General features: G+C 33.5%; 16 protein-coding genes. 6 read left to right on the forward strand and 10 right to left on the reverse strand.

Annotated features, from left to right (window positions below; all coding sequences use genetic code 11):
• The first annotated feature begins 25 nt into the window (after positions 1-25).
• Positions 26-322: a nucleotidyltransferase domain-containing protein gene (locus E7Z77_RS08790; protein ID WP_292753032.1), complete on the forward strand. Its 297-nt coding sequence runs from the start codon at positions 26-28 to the stop codon at positions 320-322.
• Positions 306-647 (forward strand): HepT-like ribonuclease domain-containing protein, encoded by a 342-nt coding sequence (locus E7Z77_RS08795; protein WP_292753035.1) that lies wholly within the window; start codon positions 306-308, stop codon positions 645-647. Before E7Z77_RS08790 ends, E7Z77_RS08795 begins: the two co-directional genes overlap by 17 nt.
• Before the next feature lie 391 nt (positions 648-1,038).
• Here E7Z77_RS08795 and E7Z77_RS08800 read toward each other — a convergent pair whose 3' ends face one another.
• A complete protein-coding gene (locus E7Z77_RS08800) occupies positions 1,039-1,491 on the reverse strand; it encodes a DUF308 domain-containing protein (RefSeq protein ID WP_292753038.1) in 453 nt (150 codons plus the stop codon).
• 59 nt (positions 1,492-1,550) lie between these two features.
• Positions 1,551-3,059, reverse strand: coding sequence for an MFS transporter (locus tag E7Z77_RS08805; RefSeq protein WP_292753041.1), 1,509 nt, complete (start codon positions 3,057-3,059; stop codon positions 1,551-1,553).
• A 210-nt stretch (positions 3,060-3,269) separates the two neighbouring features.
• Between E7Z77_RS08805 and E7Z77_RS08810 the strand changes: the two genes are divergently transcribed.
• Both E7Z77_RS08810 and E7Z77_RS08815 read left to right on the forward strand, forming a co-directional pair.
• Positions 3,270-3,956: a DUF447 domain-containing protein gene (locus E7Z77_RS08810; protein ID WP_292753044.1), complete on the forward strand. Its 687-nt coding sequence runs from the start codon at positions 3,270-3,272 to the stop codon at positions 3,954-3,956.
• 257 nt (positions 3,957-4,213) lie between these two features.
• The gene (locus tag E7Z77_RS08815; protein ID WP_292753047.1) at positions 4,214-4,354 is read left to right on the forward strand and encodes a hypothetical protein; all 141 of its coding nucleotides are present in this window, start codon (positions 4,214-4,216) and stop codon (positions 4,352-4,354) included.
• A gap of 31 nt (positions 4,355-4,385) precedes the next feature.
• Here the strand turns inward: E7Z77_RS08815 and E7Z77_RS08820 are convergent, their stop codons facing one another.
• Complete coding sequence (locus E7Z77_RS08820) at positions 4,386-4,610, reverse strand: TMEM175 family protein (RefSeq protein WP_292753050.1); 225 nt, start codon at positions 4,608-4,610, stop codon at positions 4,386-4,388.
• Between the two features lie 173 nt (positions 4,611-4,783).
• Between E7Z77_RS08820 and E7Z77_RS08825 the strand changes: the two genes are divergently transcribed.
• The gene (locus E7Z77_RS08825) at positions 4,784-5,359 is read left to right on the forward strand and encodes a sugar O-acetyltransferase (protein WP_292753052.1); all 576 of its coding nucleotides are present in this window, start codon (positions 4,784-4,786) and stop codon (positions 5,357-5,359) included.
• A gap of 92 nt (positions 5,360-5,451) precedes the next feature.
• On the opposite strand, the gene E7Z77_RS08830 is transcribed toward E7Z77_RS08825, so the two are convergent.
• The 3 genes from E7Z77_RS08830 to E7Z77_RS08840 form a co-directional block, all read right to left on the reverse strand.
• Positions 5,452-7,377 (reverse strand): endonuclease MutS2, encoded by a 1,926-nt coding sequence (locus tag E7Z77_RS08830; protein ID WP_292753055.1) that lies wholly within the window; start codon positions 7,375-7,377, stop codon positions 5,452-5,454.
• A gap of 80 nt (positions 7,378-7,457) precedes the next feature.
• A complete protein-coding gene (locus E7Z77_RS08835; RefSeq protein WP_292753057.1) occupies positions 7,458-9,878 on the reverse strand; it encodes a U32 family peptidase in 2,421 nt (806 codons plus the stop codon).
• Entirely contained in the window at positions 9,878-12,379 is a 2,502-nt protein-coding gene (locus tag E7Z77_RS08840; protein ID WP_292753059.1) for a U32 family peptidase, read from the reverse strand. Before E7Z77_RS08840 ends, E7Z77_RS08835 begins: the two co-directional genes overlap by 1 nt.
• Before the next feature lie 79 nt (positions 12,380-12,458).
• On the opposite strand from E7Z77_RS08840, the gene tmk reads away from it, so the two are divergent.
• Entirely contained in the window at positions 12,459-13,037 is a 579-nt protein-coding gene (tmk, locus tag E7Z77_RS08845) for a dTMP kinase (RefSeq protein ID WP_292753062.1), read from the forward strand.
• A gap of 27 nt (positions 13,038-13,064) precedes the next feature.
• Here tmk and E7Z77_RS08850 read toward each other — a convergent pair whose 3' ends face one another.
• From E7Z77_RS08850 to E7Z77_RS08865, 4 genes are all read right to left on the reverse strand, one after another.
• Positions 13,065-13,277 (reverse strand): hypothetical protein, encoded by a 213-nt coding sequence (locus E7Z77_RS08850; protein ID WP_292753065.1) that lies wholly within the window; start codon positions 13,275-13,277, stop codon positions 13,065-13,067.
• Positions 13,278-14,240: a tyrosine--tRNA ligase gene (locus tag E7Z77_RS08855; RefSeq protein ID WP_292753067.1), complete on the reverse strand. Its 963-nt coding sequence runs from the start codon at positions 14,238-14,240 to the stop codon at positions 13,278-13,280. It lies immediately after the preceding gene.
• A gap of 8 nt (positions 14,241-14,248) precedes the next feature.
• Positions 14,249-15,301, reverse strand: a complete 1,053-nt coding sequence (locus E7Z77_RS08860) for an NMD3-related protein (RefSeq protein ID WP_366510264.1) — start codon at positions 15,299-15,301, stop codon at positions 14,249-14,251.
• Between the two features lie 21 nt (positions 15,302-15,322).
• Positions 15,323-15,688 (reverse strand): translation initiation factor IF-2 subunit beta (locus tag E7Z77_RS08865; RefSeq protein ID WP_292753073.1); only part of this gene is annotated, 366 nt, incomplete at its 5' end.

Below are 15,688 nucleotides of genomic sequence, written 5' to 3' on the forward strand. Positions count from 1 at the left end.
ATTCATTACATTATGGTGATTTTTCATGGTTTTTACTATTGATGATATTAGAAAAAGGGTTATTCCAATTGTTATTAAGTATGGTATTAATACTTTCAGTCTTTTTGGATCTTATGCTCGAAATGAAGCCAATGAAAATAGTGATCTGGATTTTGTAATGGATAAAGGTGATTTGAAAGGTCTGCAATATGTTTCTTTAGTCCAGGATTTGGAAGACGAATTTAATTGCCATGTTGATGTAGTCAGTAAAGGCAGTTCAAATAAAAAATTTCTCGAAGCAATAAGCAAAGAGGAGGTTCTTTTATATGAACGAGAAAGATAAAAGATGTGCGGAAACCATAATTGACTATTGTAACCGTATTGATGATTATTTAAATCGATTTGATGATGATAAAGAGATTTACATGTCTGACAGTTTATATAAAGATGCTTGTGCATTAGTTATCATTCAAATGGGTGAATTTGCCAATAGATTTTCAGATGAATTCCTTGAGGAATATGATGGAATTGAATGGGGCCAATTAATCGGTTTGAGAAATGTCACAGCTCACAATTATGAAAATATAATCGATGACATCATTTGGGAAGTTATGCATGAAGATGTCCCAGAAATTAAAGAATATCTAGAAAAGATTCTTTATAATTAAAATTACTATTTAATTTTAAGAGTAAAAGTACATTATATTTTGTATAGTATACGGGCAACAAGATTTTTAAATGATTTATTGTCTTTATAATATTTATCTTAAAAATGCAAAATACCATTACTTTTATTAAATAGTGGATGAATTGAAAGTTGGGTGTAGCAATATTAATTAGGATTTAAGGTTTTTTTTAGTTTTAATCTGTTGTAGTTTTTCATTGGATTTTTTTGCCGATATACTGGATTATATAAAATGAAGTTACATCTTTTGTATGGATGAAATTTCTCATTCAAGCGATATTAAACAGATGTAGTTCCATAATAATCTAAAAAGAGTCAAGACTTAACTTTAAAAAATAAAAATAAAACCAATCAAAAGATTGGTTATTAAAATTTCATTCTAAATATAATCCTATACCCTCGATGATTAACGCCACACCTATAAGAATTACAGCGAAAAGAGGTTGGTCGATTGAAAATCCTCCAAGAGCAAATGAAATTATACCTAAAATTATAATCAATACTGAAGCAATTTTTGATACTCCTGAATCTGAAAGAAGGCCAACAATACCTCCTAAAATCAGCAGGATACCAATGACATAGAATTGTATTCCGAAAATGAATGATAATGCAGAAATGTTAAATACGAATACCAGCCCCACTATAATGGTTAGGATTCCAATAATAATATTGACTGCTGAAAATCCGGATATTATTAATGCTATACCAAAGAATACTAAACTTAATCCAATAATAATGGACAATGCTGCAGTACTGAAAACAGGGAAAATTATAAAAAGTAATCCCAATATTATTGATATTATTCCAGATATTTTATTTGGTTCCATATTTTTTTCCTCCAAAAATTGTCATATTTTATTAAAAAAGGAAAATGAGAGATTAACTCTCATTGTTTTTTCGGCTGTAGCCGCAACGTTGCAATAAATACCACTGCCAGCAGAATAGCCGTTACTATCATTACGAATCCCATAGCTTCTTGAATAATGACATCTACGGCATTCATGATAGTACTGTCTTGTGTAATATTTTCTGTACCTGCTGTTTGTAAGTAATTGGCTGCATCATCAAAGAATTGTGGGTCGTTTGCATGGTCTGGCGCATACATATCGATTGCAGTAGAAAGACCTCCCATAACTCCGAGAATTAGAATTACTCCAATAAGTGCAGTACCCATTGACTCACCTAATGTCTGTGTGGTTGTAAGAACACCAGATGCGTTATTTTCACTTTTCTTAGGAATATTGATTAATGAAATGTCTGTGCTTAAAGACATTACAAAACCAAGTCCAGCACCCAATACAAACAGACCAGGCATTAAATCATACATTGTTGTATTCAATCTGAATTGATAGCTTAAAATCACACATCCGATAATTGCAATTAAAGATCCTACTGCAATGAGGGTCTTATGACTAAATTTAGTGGATAAACTTGGAGCCGCTATTGCGAAAATAAGCAGACCTATAGTCATCGGAAGTGTAGTCAAACCAGTATTCAATGCATTTAATTGCATTACACTTTGCAGGAAGAGTGAAACTGCAAACAATGCCCCACCCATTGCAAGACATCCTATTAATCTAATGATTGCTCCTACACGTAAATTTCTGTCTCTGAATAAGTCCATATCAAGTAAAGGCACTTTTCCATTTCTTTTCCTTCTGATTTCCAACCAGGCAAATATTGCTAGGATAACTAAACCTAAAACTATTACAGCAACGCTGGATGAATCTTTTGTAAGCATTAAAATACCCCAAACAAACAAGACAAGTCCTATAACTGAAATTATAGTGCCCGTAATATCCAAATCTTTTTTAGATTCAGTAGGTTTGAAATCAGGTATTTTATGTTGCATCACTAAAATAAAGATAACAAATATTAATTCAACTGCGAATCCCCATCTCCAACTGAAAAATGTTGTCATGACCCCACCGAATAGCGGACCGACAGCAGCAGAAATGGAAACCATTACACTTTCAATTGCCAAAGCAAATGTACGTTGTTCACCGGAATAGATTCCACTTATAAGGGAAACAGTAGCAGGTGTCATTAATGCCCCTGCAATACCTTCAATCAATGCCCATCCAATAAATAGCACTCCGGTACTCCAACTTATTGCTGCGGTAAATGTACCGACACCATAAAGTATAGTACCGATTATGAACAGTTTCTTTTTACCGACTATGTCCTGAAGTTTGGTACTGAGCAGCATGAATGCAGCAGTAATCAAAGTATAGAATGACATAATCAACTGAATGGTACTTACATCAGTATGCAAATCAACTACAACTTTAGAAATACTAACATTCATGAACGTTGCATCCAATGTTATAATAAATGAAGCACAAGCCACTAACACTAATGGAATCCAAGAGTGTTGCTTAACCGTTTCATTCATATCTATTAATCCTCCTATATCTCCATTTTAATTTTAAAAATACAATTGACTTGTCATAGGTTATATAAACGAATTTCATATCCTATTAACAATTATTGTGTCAAAAATAATATTTATAATTTGTTTTAAATTTGAAAATAAAAGTATAAAAACTAAAATATTAAAAATTGAATTAGATTGATGTTTTGACAATAATTATTAATTAGATTAATGAATAGACATTATATTGAATATGCAATTAATAAGGATGATAAAATGGGTATTGATTTGACAGATATCGGAATTGAAGAAGGACAGAAATATGAAGGGATTTACACTACCATGAGCAAGGACGGTGTAAAAAATGCAGCGCCAATAGGAATTGTATGCAAAGGCAAAGACAAACTTGGATGTAGATTATTTGTCGGCACCAAAACCCTGAAAAACATTATGGAAACACGCAGATATGTTGTAAATATCACTTTTGACCCTATAAATTTTGTAAATTCAACCATCGGAAATCTGGATATTGAAGAGTTTACCGATGATGATGACATTGCAATATTGAAAAATGCAGAAGCATATGTCATTTGTGATGTTACAGACATTAGAAAGATGGATCCGATTAAAGACCATGTAACATCAAATGGGGAAGCTTATATCATAAGCAGTGATGTTGTAGAAATTGTCAAAAATCATCCGTGTGCAAAGGCTTTAAACCGGGGTGTATTCGCCCTTCTCGAATGCCTTACAAACTATACCCGACTGGACTTAGTAAGTAAAGAACAGCAGGACTATTTTATCGGAAGGTTTAATGAAAACAATCGCATGATTAAGAGGGTTTCAGGACAGGATACGATAAAAGCAATGGAGATTCTTAAAAACAGCATGATAAAAAAGGGTTTTGATGTTGAATAGAACCTGTATGTGTGGAGCTAAAAGTATTTTATATTCTGTATAATATACGAGCAAAATCCCTTTTAAGGAGTTTTTTAGATTTATAAAACAATATTATTATTTTATTCTTATATAGGGGAATTCTATGGAAAAATATTTGATGGAAACACCAAGCATTGATTATATGGATTCTTTTATTCAAAATAAGGTTCGGGAATTAATGAATTAATCTGAAGATAATTTAGAGTATATAAAACGAAGTTACATCTTTGTTAGGGATGAGATTCCTCACTTCAATTCGAAGTGAATTTGGGGAAATTGATTATCAGGATAATCATGCTGATTTGGATGAAAGGTTGGTTAATATACTAATGGAAAGTGAAAATATATTTGAAATTAGAACAGATTTTGAGTTTTAGTTAAATTCATATAATAGTTTTCATAAGTCATTCAATTCAGAGAGGTTTGTGTTTTTTCATAAAATCTCAGTTTGAAAATATTTACCAGAAAACTAATTAAATAATTGAAATATGAAATTTTTAAAGCGAGTATTCCAGCAATTGTCGCGGTTTCAGGTTGAGGTAATTCCAGAACTAAGACAGTTACAATGATTGCTATTATTGCATCATAAAATGTTTCTAATCTATTTGTGTCCCTTAAATTTTCCATATTCATATAAACATATTTGTGTATTACGATTATAATAAAATATAGATATCCCAAATTATCCTTTAAAAATCATGGTTGAACTATGCTGAGGATTCATGGAAGAAAGCAAAAGGTTTTATAAACTCAGGTATTTTTTTTCAACGATACTCACAAATACTATTTTTGACAGATATTCTTTTATGTTAGAACTTAGGGAAATTTTAGCAATTTTCAATGAAGGCAAAAAATTAACAATGGATGAAGAGGCTGCCGAGACCTGCAATTATTATTCTCAAGAAGCTCAAAAAATTACTTGTGAAATCAATTATGCTTATCATGATTTCGATGAAATTCGAGAACTATTCTCAAAATTAATTGGAAGGAAAGTTAGTGATGATTTCAGACTTTTCCCACCATTTACAACTGATTTTGGAAAGAACATTCATCTTGGAGAAAATGTTTTCATCAATTCAGGATGCAGGTTTCAAGACCAAGGCGGAATCTACATAGGAAATAATGTATTAATTGGACATAATGTTGTTTTAGCCACTCTAAACCATGAAGAGAATCCTCAAAGAAGAGGCAATTTAATTCCAGCACCTATAAAAATCGGCAATGATGTTTGGATAGGATCAAATGCCACTATTCTTTCAGGTGTTACTGTTGGTGATGGGGCAATTATTGCTGCAGGGGCGGTTGTCACAAAAGATGTTGCTGAAAATACTATTGTTGGAGGAGTTCCTGCAAAATATATTCGAGACATTAAAATGGACTAGTTAATACATCACTTTCGGGCGGAAAGTAGATGTGTCCTATGATGTTTACGTCGGTAGAGCAAACTTCATTAGCAAGGCTAATGTTCCTATATTTAGAATTTTTCCAAAATTCTTGCATAGACGACTTTTAAATTATCATCAGATTTTTCATAAATTCTTTTTAGAATTAATTCAGGAGTACTTTTTGCAAGGAAATTCATTTTAGGGGTTCTATCAACAATCAAATTATAATTTTCATCCAATCCCTTAGCTTCAATTCCGTCTACCCTGATGTCTGTGTAATTCATTAATTCACGGGCCATATGGGTAACAATCACTCCATAGGAATCTGACTCTTTTATCATGTCTATGAAGGTGGATATGATTTTAACTGCAGCATCAAGTTCTGTTATGCCTTCAAGTTCATCCAATAGCACTAATTTTTCACTGTTTGTAGTTACAATTGGTATGAATACATTTAAGAATGATTCAAACGCTCCCGCATCAAGAGACCTTTTCTTGGAGAAGTGATAAATTTCATCAAATAGTTTAATTTCTGCGCTGTCAGCACTTACCGGAAGCCCCATCTGCGCCATGATGGATATCTGGGTTAATGTTTCAAGAAGTGTTGTTTTACCTCCGCTGTTTGCACCGGTTAGAAGCGCAATATTCTCATCAGGTGTTAGCTGATAATCAACCTTCTGAACATATTCTTCATCTTTTTTAAGTGCTAATTCTAAATGCAAGGCTCCTTTTAATTTTATATCATCACTAAATTCCGGTCGGCATAAACCATATTCATATGCAAAACTGCCCAAACTGAATTCATAGTCGAATTTGATGGCATCTTCAACTTCTTTAATGGCCCTATCCTTAATTAGGTTTAATTCAATTGCCGCGCTTTTTTTAATATCAAAAATATCGTTCTCTTTTTTAGAGGATTGTTCCAGGGTAACTCTTTGAATTTCCTCATCGTCAATTTGTATAGGATATGTTCTCAAAAATGGATCAAAACTTAGCCCTGTTTTTTCACGGATAATTTCTTTTCTTTTATTGATAATTTCATCAAATATTTTACTAATCTTTGGTGGGAAGTTATTGTTTAATAAATTAAGAATTTCATCTCCTTCAAGATCAACTTGTTTAATGGATTTTTCTAATTCATTATCCATATCATCTTTTAGAGAATAAACAAGTTTTTCGATATCTACTTCCCTTTTATCAATAATATTCAATTCATCAATGATTGGGATAATGTCTCCAAGTACGCTTTCCTTATTCCTGATTTTTTGTATTTCATGAACTCTTGTGAATAAATCTTTATTTTGGATGAAGAAATTGATTATCTTTTCAGGAACGATTTCATAGTCATTATCTTCAATGTTTATCATTACGAGGTTTGGCATTCCTTCGAAATCAAGTATTCCTTGGGAATATACGTAGAATACTAAATCGTAATTCATTATTTCTTCTTTGAGTAATGGTGAATCGCTTGCAGTAATGATGGGATAATATTGATTTAATCCCAAATCGCTAAGGTAGGAATTATCTTCTTCACTTTCAACAAGGATGGCTTTACTTGGGTCATATTCCGGTTTGGCCTCTTCTACTTCTTTTAGATTTTTCATCAGACCTCTCAATTTTATAATGGGAAGCTGTGAAACGTGGTCTTTTGCATTCATTACAAAATCAAGTTGTGAATTTATCTTTTGCATATCTTTTGATGGGGAAAGCAATAAGATTCTGTTTTTGGAGTATGATGTGTTGGAATAGGATAATATCTTGTTTATGATGTCTTCATAAAGCTCCATTGCACGGTCACTTTTTATGAACTCATATTCCTGGTTATTTAATAGCTGATTCATTATTTCAATAGCTTTCCTTTGGCTTATTCCCTCAATATTTGCTATTTTTTCAACATCAACATTATCAACTATTTTTTGGAGTTCTTCTTCCCCACCAACACTATTTATGATTTTTTCAGAAATTTTATCTCCGATTCCTTTGATATTTTGCAATGTAATTTTATCCTCATTCATTTTTACCAAACCCCTTATAGAAAATAGTTATATCTTTATATATATTGATTATTTGCCGAGAGCATTTGAAAAGTAATAATTCAGTAGTTGGCAAGAGTATTTTTTGGACTAATCTTTTTCAGTTCTTCAGTATTGATACTCCCTTCAAAAGCAGTATTATAGATATCTATCATTTTATAATAGTCATCCCCTTTATAACGCCCGTCAATTGCGAAATTGACGAATCCAATACTGTTCAGGTAAGTTATTTCATTGATTAATGAGAGTTCTCTGTCGCTGAATAGGATTAGTTCTTCGCCTGAAAGACTCATATGTACAGGATATCTGTTATTTTTCAAGTCAATTAGATAATTGTCATAGTCTTTTTTAAGTTCTTTTTTATAAAGCATAGGAGATCTGGTTTTCATTAACTCGATTGACCCCTGAACGATTATTTCCACCTTATTTGGATTTTTGCAGTGTTTTATAATTCCTTCAATGTCTCTTTTTCGCAGTTCTGGTGAAATTGTCAGTATTTTATAGTTTTTCAGGCTGTTTATAGTTGCATTGTTTGTTATATTCATGGAATAAGGTCCGTATTCTCCATTAAAGCTGTTGCTCATTATGGGCATATTGCAGTGCATCTTATTCAATATTCCCCGAGCTTTATTCAACGCTTTAATTAAGCTATCATGTGCAATGTCAGGCCATTTCCAAATTAATTCATAGTCTTTGCCATACGAAATTTCAAAAGCTTCTTTCATAAAATTAATCATGTAGTTAAGATTGTAGGCATTCTTTCCATTGATGTTTAAGGAATCCCTTTGAGGGGGAATTTCGAGATATACCCTTTTAACATTTTTGATGTTTTCTAAATGATTCAGATTATTTGTGTAGAATGAAAGAATTGGCTTTTCGCGATTTGCCTCATTTTCCACTTGGGGCAATTTAATCTTTTTCAGCTCATGGGTATAAGATTCGATAACTTCATTTTCCAGTAGTTTAAAGAGGTTTCTTCTTAGCTCATTGATCTTGCTTATCGGAATAAATAATGTTCCGTCATAGTTGATGTTTATTTGTGTTATTTCAAAGGGGTAATTGTCAACTTTTGAAAGCTGCTTTTTAATTGTATCGGCATCCACACTTTTTTTAATAGGTTTTTCAAAGGCAGTGTTTCCTCTCAGTTCACTTTCAATCACTTTCCTGTTTGCAAGTGTCAATCTTCCTTTTAATATGGGGAACTTATTTTTCAAAGAGAATGTCAGAATCAATTTGGATTTGACATAGCTGCTTCCTTTGTTTTCAATTTCTTTAGCTTTTTTGATTAACTCATGCCTTTTTGTCAAATAAACGGTGGAGTCATTCAAATTAAAATCACTTTTTTTATTTTGCCATACCTTTTTTACAATCAATACTTTATCCGGTCTGGTCAAATCCTTGATCTGTTTATTTTTTCCTTTTTTAAAGTGGTTTAAGGTTGTTATAATGGGATTTTGGGATATTTCAAAGCCGTAATCATTGCTGTTTTTAATAATCAAAAGCCCATCGCCTTTTTGAGGAATGCTTTTGATGGAATCATCAAGTTTAATAGTAATCTGATTTTTCTTTGAAGAGATTACCTTTCCTATTTCCAGACCGATATGGCCTGCCCGAATGCTTCTTCGGGTATCATTGTTGAATTTGCCTTCAACAAATCCCCTATTGAATACCAGATGTATTTCTTCGCTTTCAGTTTCTTTCCTGCTTTTTAGTTTATTCAATGCTTTCCTGTAGTTGCTCACGACAATCGCAAGGTATTCCTTGGAACGCATTCTACCTTCAATTTTAATGCATGAAATGTTCATTTCCGAAATTTCTTTCAGTTGATTGAATAGGCTCAAATCGCAGGGGGATAAATAGTAATCTTCTTTTTCAATGCCGGGAATTTTATATTTTTGGCGGCAAGGCTGTGCGCATGTTCCCCTGTTTCCACTTCGCCCTCCTTTAAAGCTGCTTAATAAGCATTGTCCAGAATAAGAGTAGCATAGTGCACCGTGGGCAAATATTTCAAGCTCCATATTTGTATTCAATGATTCGATTTCTTCTTTTTTCATTTCACGGGGAAGAACAACTCTTCTGATTCCTTTGCTTTCAAGATAATCTAGCTTAAGCTGATTTTCACAGGTCATCTGTGTTGATGCATGGATCTTTAGGTCTGGCAGATATCTGTTGATAAGCTCAACCAGCCCCAAATCCTGCACTAAAACGGCATCCGCACCCATTGCATATAACTTTGACAGGTAATTGACCACACTTTCCAATTCATCCTCTTTGATTAATGTATTGACGGTGACGTAAACTTTAACGTTATGCATATGGGCAATGTTTATGGCTTCGTTAATTTCATCTAACGTAAAGTTTTCAGCGAACTTGCGGGCGCCATAATTTTTTCCGGATAAATAAACTGAACTGGCTCCGGCATTAATCGCAACTTTCAAATGTTCCATCGATCCGACAGGTGCAAGTAATTCAGGAATTTTCATTATTTGTCCTCGTGTAGTCTGCCTTCAATATAATTGCCCTTGTTGATGTAGGATTGTGAGAAATCCATTATCTGGTATTTGTATTTGGTCAGCTCTTCCGGGTCTTTGTTTTTAAGGCTTTCATTGTAAATGGATAAAATTTGTGTAGTATACTGCTCATTTGAATATCTGCAGTCAAGAACCAAAGAATCCAATCCCATTTCCTTAATTTCATTCATCTCTTCAATTAGGCATAGGCAATCCTTGTTGATGATATGGCTTTGCCTGTTGTAGTCGAAAAATACCTTATATTTGAATTTTTTCCTTTTTTTATCTTCCAAAATGGCATAATCCGCATCATTTGAAATGATAAAGTCCTTTCCGTCATTTAGATTGGTAAAATCATCTTTGCTTACAATAACTTCCAGATTTCCGTTAACAATCATTTCCAGATCTATGTTCCTGTCATGGTTTCTTTTTACCAGTTCTTTGATCTCCCTTCCGGAAAGTTCTGATGATAGAATCAGTGATTTGAATCCGGATGCGTTCAGATCATGCACGCAAAAACTGTTCCAGACGTTAAGATTGTGGTTTCCGTATATTGCACAATCGAAAATTTCATTCATCCCGGGGAAATCGCCCATTACAGAAACGATTATGCCTTCATTTTCAAGCTCTTTTATGATTCCATTGCATTTCAAAGCATCCTCTTCACTGATAAATGATGATAAAACCCAAACGAATTCGGTTGGAGCGGCCATTAGGCTGCCTTTTTTCAGGGTCTCCTTTATGTTTGCAAAGTAATCATCAGGGTTGTTGTAATGGCAGTTTCCATCAAAGTATATTCTTTTCAGGTCAAATCCTGAAGCGGCTTTGATTTGTGAAATGTCATCAATGAATATTGACAGTTTTGGTGTTTTTTTCTTGACTTTTCCTTCATTATTTTCATAATCTTCAAAGAATTTGGTTAGATTTTTTCTCACTTCTTTGACTGCTTTTTTAGTTGGTGTATAATGATTCAACAATAATGTTTCGGCATTTTCAAGAATTTCCCGCCTGATTTGGTTTATTTCACGGATAGGTATGAAAATGTCTTTTGGCATATTGTTGAAGCGAATATTTTCAATATAGAATGGTGTTCCGCCGGTCTTTTTAAGTTGAGTTTCGATTATCTCTTCAGTGACAGGCTTATTTTTTGCCTTTTCAAATTTATCAAGGCATTTATGCCTAAAGTTTATCAGTTCGCCTTCCAAATAATATTCGACTTTTGTAAATAAGTTTAAATTTTCATCCCATGTTAGGGATAGGCTTATAGGTACATTATTTGCAATTTTTTCCTTTTCGAACTGTTTTAAATAATCGTGAGTTGATTTGGAATAGCTGATGAACACTTCTGTTCCGACCTTAACGAGGCGTGTAGTATCAATAACAATTTCGTTTTCATCCTGTTTGATTATGTTTTCAAGATAGATTCCCTTTATTTTGCCGTTGTATTTAAATGCAATGCCGTCTCCAGGTTCTAGAATAACTGGTATTTCCTTATTTTTAATTTCAATTGTGACTTTTGTGCCATCTATGTTTGTAATGTCTCCGATGTACAAACCTTCGTGACCGGAATGGCCTCTGCCCATGACCTGTCCGGGCTTATCGCCCATCATATATCCGTCAGTAAATTGCCTGTTAAAAACGAGGTGCAAATCTTTTTTGTAGTCACCTTCGTTTTCGTCAATGAGGTTTCTATAGCTGTTTACGATGGTTCCGATATAATCGCCGGATTTCATTCTGCCTTCCAGTTTAAGAGATTTCACTCCCGCATCTGAAATTTCATTTAAGTGATTATATGTTGCAAGGTCATGTGTTGAAAGCAGATATCCGTTTCCTATATTGTATCCCCTGTATTTAAGGCGATATTCTCTTCGGCAGGGCTGTGCACATGCTCCTCTGTTGCCGCTTCTTCCACTGTTGTAGGAGGACATGTAACATTTTCCGCTTACACAGTAGCAAAGTGCTCCATGGCCGAATACTTCAATGTCCAAATCGATATTGTCTTTTTCAAGCCTTTCATGGGTTTCCCTAATCTGTCCAATATTGACTTCACGGGGCATTACAACCCTTTTGATATTATTTTTATTCGCCCATTTGAAAGAGGGATAGCTATTCAGACCCATTTGTGTTGAAGCATGAACTTCCAAATCAGGAATAAATGTTTTTAAAAGCCAGATCAGCCCGAAATCTTGGACAATAACTGCATCCACCCCTATCTGGTATAATTTGAATAAGTAATTTAAGACATCTGTAATTTCGAAATTGTTTATTAATGTGTTCACGGTTACATGGACTTTGGCACCATTTAAATGAGCGTAGTTAACCGCTTTTTCAATTTCTTCCATTGTGAAATTTTTAGCGTATGCTCTGGCACCATAGTTCTGTCCTGCGATATAAACTGCATCAGCGCCGGCATTGACTGCAATCACTAATACATCATATGAACCTGCAGGAGCCAATAATTCTTCTAAAACCATTTAATTTTACACCTTGATTGTTTATTCATTTACATTTTTGTAATTAATTATATATTAAATTTAAAACATATCTTATATCATGTACATAGTGTTTGAAGGAATTGACGGCTCTGGAAAATCAACTCAAATCCAGTTATTGAAGGAATGGCTGGAAGCTAATGGATTTGAAGTTGAAACTTTAGTGGAACCAACCGATTCGGAGGTTGGAAAACTAATTAGGAAAATGTTGCAGAATCCCGATGCAATGGAGGATGACTTTCAAAAAGTTTTGGCTCTTCTTTTTGCGGCAGATAGGATGTTGATAATGGATAAATTAGAAGACGACTCTAAAGTTTTCATTTCAGACAGGTCATTCATTTCCTCTTTGGTTTATCAAAACCCAACTGAATGGGTTGAAGTTTTAAACAGATATGCTAAAAGGCCGGATTTACTAATTTTATTGGATTTGGATGTTGAAAAATCAGTTGCAAGGACTTCAGGAGAAGACACATTTGAAAATGTGGAATTTTTAACTGGAGTTAAGGATAACTATTTAAAATTGGCTAAAAATTATCCTCATGCAATCATTGATGCAAATAATGGTGTTAATAAAGTTTCTTCAGATATCAAAAAGGCTGTAGCACCATACCTTGGCATTTGTAAGGATTGCATTTTATGATTCGATTAAAAAAAGAAATTATGGAGATTATTTATCTCCTTCTAATTCAGCTAATCTTTCGCGAATAGCGTTTTCTAAAAAATCTCTTACTTTTACAAGTTCATCGTATTTTCCGATTAATTTAGGACCAAATTCAGTTTGTTCCAGTTTAATATCGTATTTTTCGAATGCGTGAGCAAGCATCTGTTCGCCAACACCATTTGGCAAACCCATTTCGAATTCTTCCTTTTCTTCAACCATTTAATTTTCCTCCATGTATTCTCTTACCGGAGCAAAGAATTCAATTAAGAAATCTTTAATTCCATTTTTTAAATCCATTGGGTGTAAGTTACCTTCACTAAAGTCTTTAATTAACTCATCATGTGTAAGCTCTATGTCGCCACCGAATTTTTCAGGTCTTTTGATAAGTAAGGTATCTTGATTTGGGAAAACGAAGGTTTCTGCAATTTCAATCATAGGGTTACCTTCAATTTCGCCTTGAGGACAGAAACTTTTCTTGATTTTTTTAGCAATCACTTCGACTGAATCATCAACAGCAATGTAGTTTCCTTTACTTGAAGACATTTTAGCATCGCCGTCAAGTCCATGCAATAATGGTGTGTGGATACAAACAGGAACGTTTTCACCAATTTTTTCCAGATTTTCTCTTGCCAACATTTGGATTTTTCTTTGTTCCATTCCACCAAGCGCAATATCAACGTTTAAGGCAGCCATATCTACAGTTTGCATTATTGGATAAATCACGCTTGCCACTTTAGGATTGTCGTCTGCACGACTTACCTGATCCATACTTCTTCTTGCTCTTTTCAAGGTGGTCATTGTGGCTAGCTGATATACTTTATCGGTATATTCAGGATCTAACTGGAATGATGAACCTAAAACATATTCAGTTGTTTCATCAAGACCCAGAGCTTGAAAACATCTTTTGTTGTATTCGGCAGTTTCAGCAATTTCTTCGATAGTTCCTTTTCCATTTAAAAATGCGTGATAATCTGCAAGAAGGATTTTAATTTTAAAACCTAATTTTTGTAGTTGTTTTAATTTTTGTACAGTTACGGCATGTCCTAAATGGATTTTTCCTGAAGGTTCATAACCAGTATAGGCTATAGGTTCGTCTTTTTCAAGAACTTCTTTCAGCTCTTCGGTATCTATAACTTCTAAGGTTCCTTCTTCGATTAATTGAATTTTTTCTTCAATATTCATTTTATCACTTAATTCAGTAAATATGTGTAATAATCAATTTTTATAATCTTGACTTCATCACCAACATTCAACACGGAATATTCATCTTTCATTTCCAAATCCAGTGCTGAATAATCAACGGGATCCAATATTTGGATAATCTGCGGTGATTTTGAGATTACTGTTGTTGTTTCTATTTCATCTGATTTCTTAACCAATTCAATATCTTCCATATTTTTCAATGGGATGTGGTGCTGTTTTTTTGATACAATATCGTTTCCAACAACTCTGTTTTTATCGATTCCTTTAACTTGGATTAGCTTGTCATCGTACTTGATGATGTCTTCTTTTTCAAATTCGGGAATTCTAATTGAAATCCAAATTCTGTAAAGTCCCTTTCCGGTGGATTTGTCTTCACTGATAAGTCTTGGAGATTCTTTAATTATTCCGCCGAATTCTTCTTTTAGAGCTTCAACAACTTTTCTTCCGCTTTTTAAAGATCCGATATAATAATCGCGACCTTCTTTAAGTTTTGCTATTTGAGGACAATAAGCCAATTTATCTTTTTTGTATTGCTTAATTAATGTCCTTTCAACTATTTCATCAGCTTTGTCGTATTCTTCAGTTTTTATGTCTCGTTTATCTGCTCTAAATTGAATTACAGATTCATAATACCCGGATTGTACTTTGCTGCATGTTGGACAAACTGTTTTTAGAATTCTAACTTCAGTTTCATGGGTTTCTTCTATTTGTGTACCTTCAACTTCACCAATGATTTCAACGCAGCATTCAGCTATTGTTCCTTTCATCTGTTTTATTTCAAGTGTCACATGTTCATCTGAGACTTCATCGGCGATTTTTATGTTTCTCTCAAGTGCTCTGTAGATTATCTCTTCTTCAGGGATAAATTCCTCTGACCATTTCCCTTCTTCGAGTTTGCTGTTACAATGGCTGCAGATTTGAACTTCAATCCTTTTAGGCAGTTCAATCATCTGAAAATCTTTTAAAAAACAGTCTATGCAGATGTCGCCAACCATTTTTTTATCAGTACTTCCACACTCTGGACAAAACATGATATCAATAAAATAAGTAAAAAGGTAAAATTATAATGTTTTTAAAGGTGCTGTTGCACCGCATGCAGCACATTTAAGTAAGAATATTCTACCTTCTCTGATGATTCTTGTATCAGGTCTGTTACATTCATGGCAGATTACATATTTGTCTACATAATCCTCGATTCTCTCGTTGATTAGGTAATGTGTAAATTTACCTTGTAAAATTGCTCTTTGACCTTCGATATTTCCTGCAGTACCTAATTCTCTCATTAAGAATTTTAATAAATGTTGTGGGTCTCTGTTTAAACCTTCTGCAACATCTTTAAAGTTTTTGATAAATGTTCTATTACCTTGGATATCTGAATAAGCTTTAGGAATTTTGAATCTTTTGTGTTCAAATACTTCAGGAGGTAA

Source organism: Methanobrevibacter sp. (assembly GCF_015062985.1).
GTDB lineage: Archaea > Methanobacteriota > Methanobacteria > Methanobacteriales > Methanobacteriaceae > Methanocatella.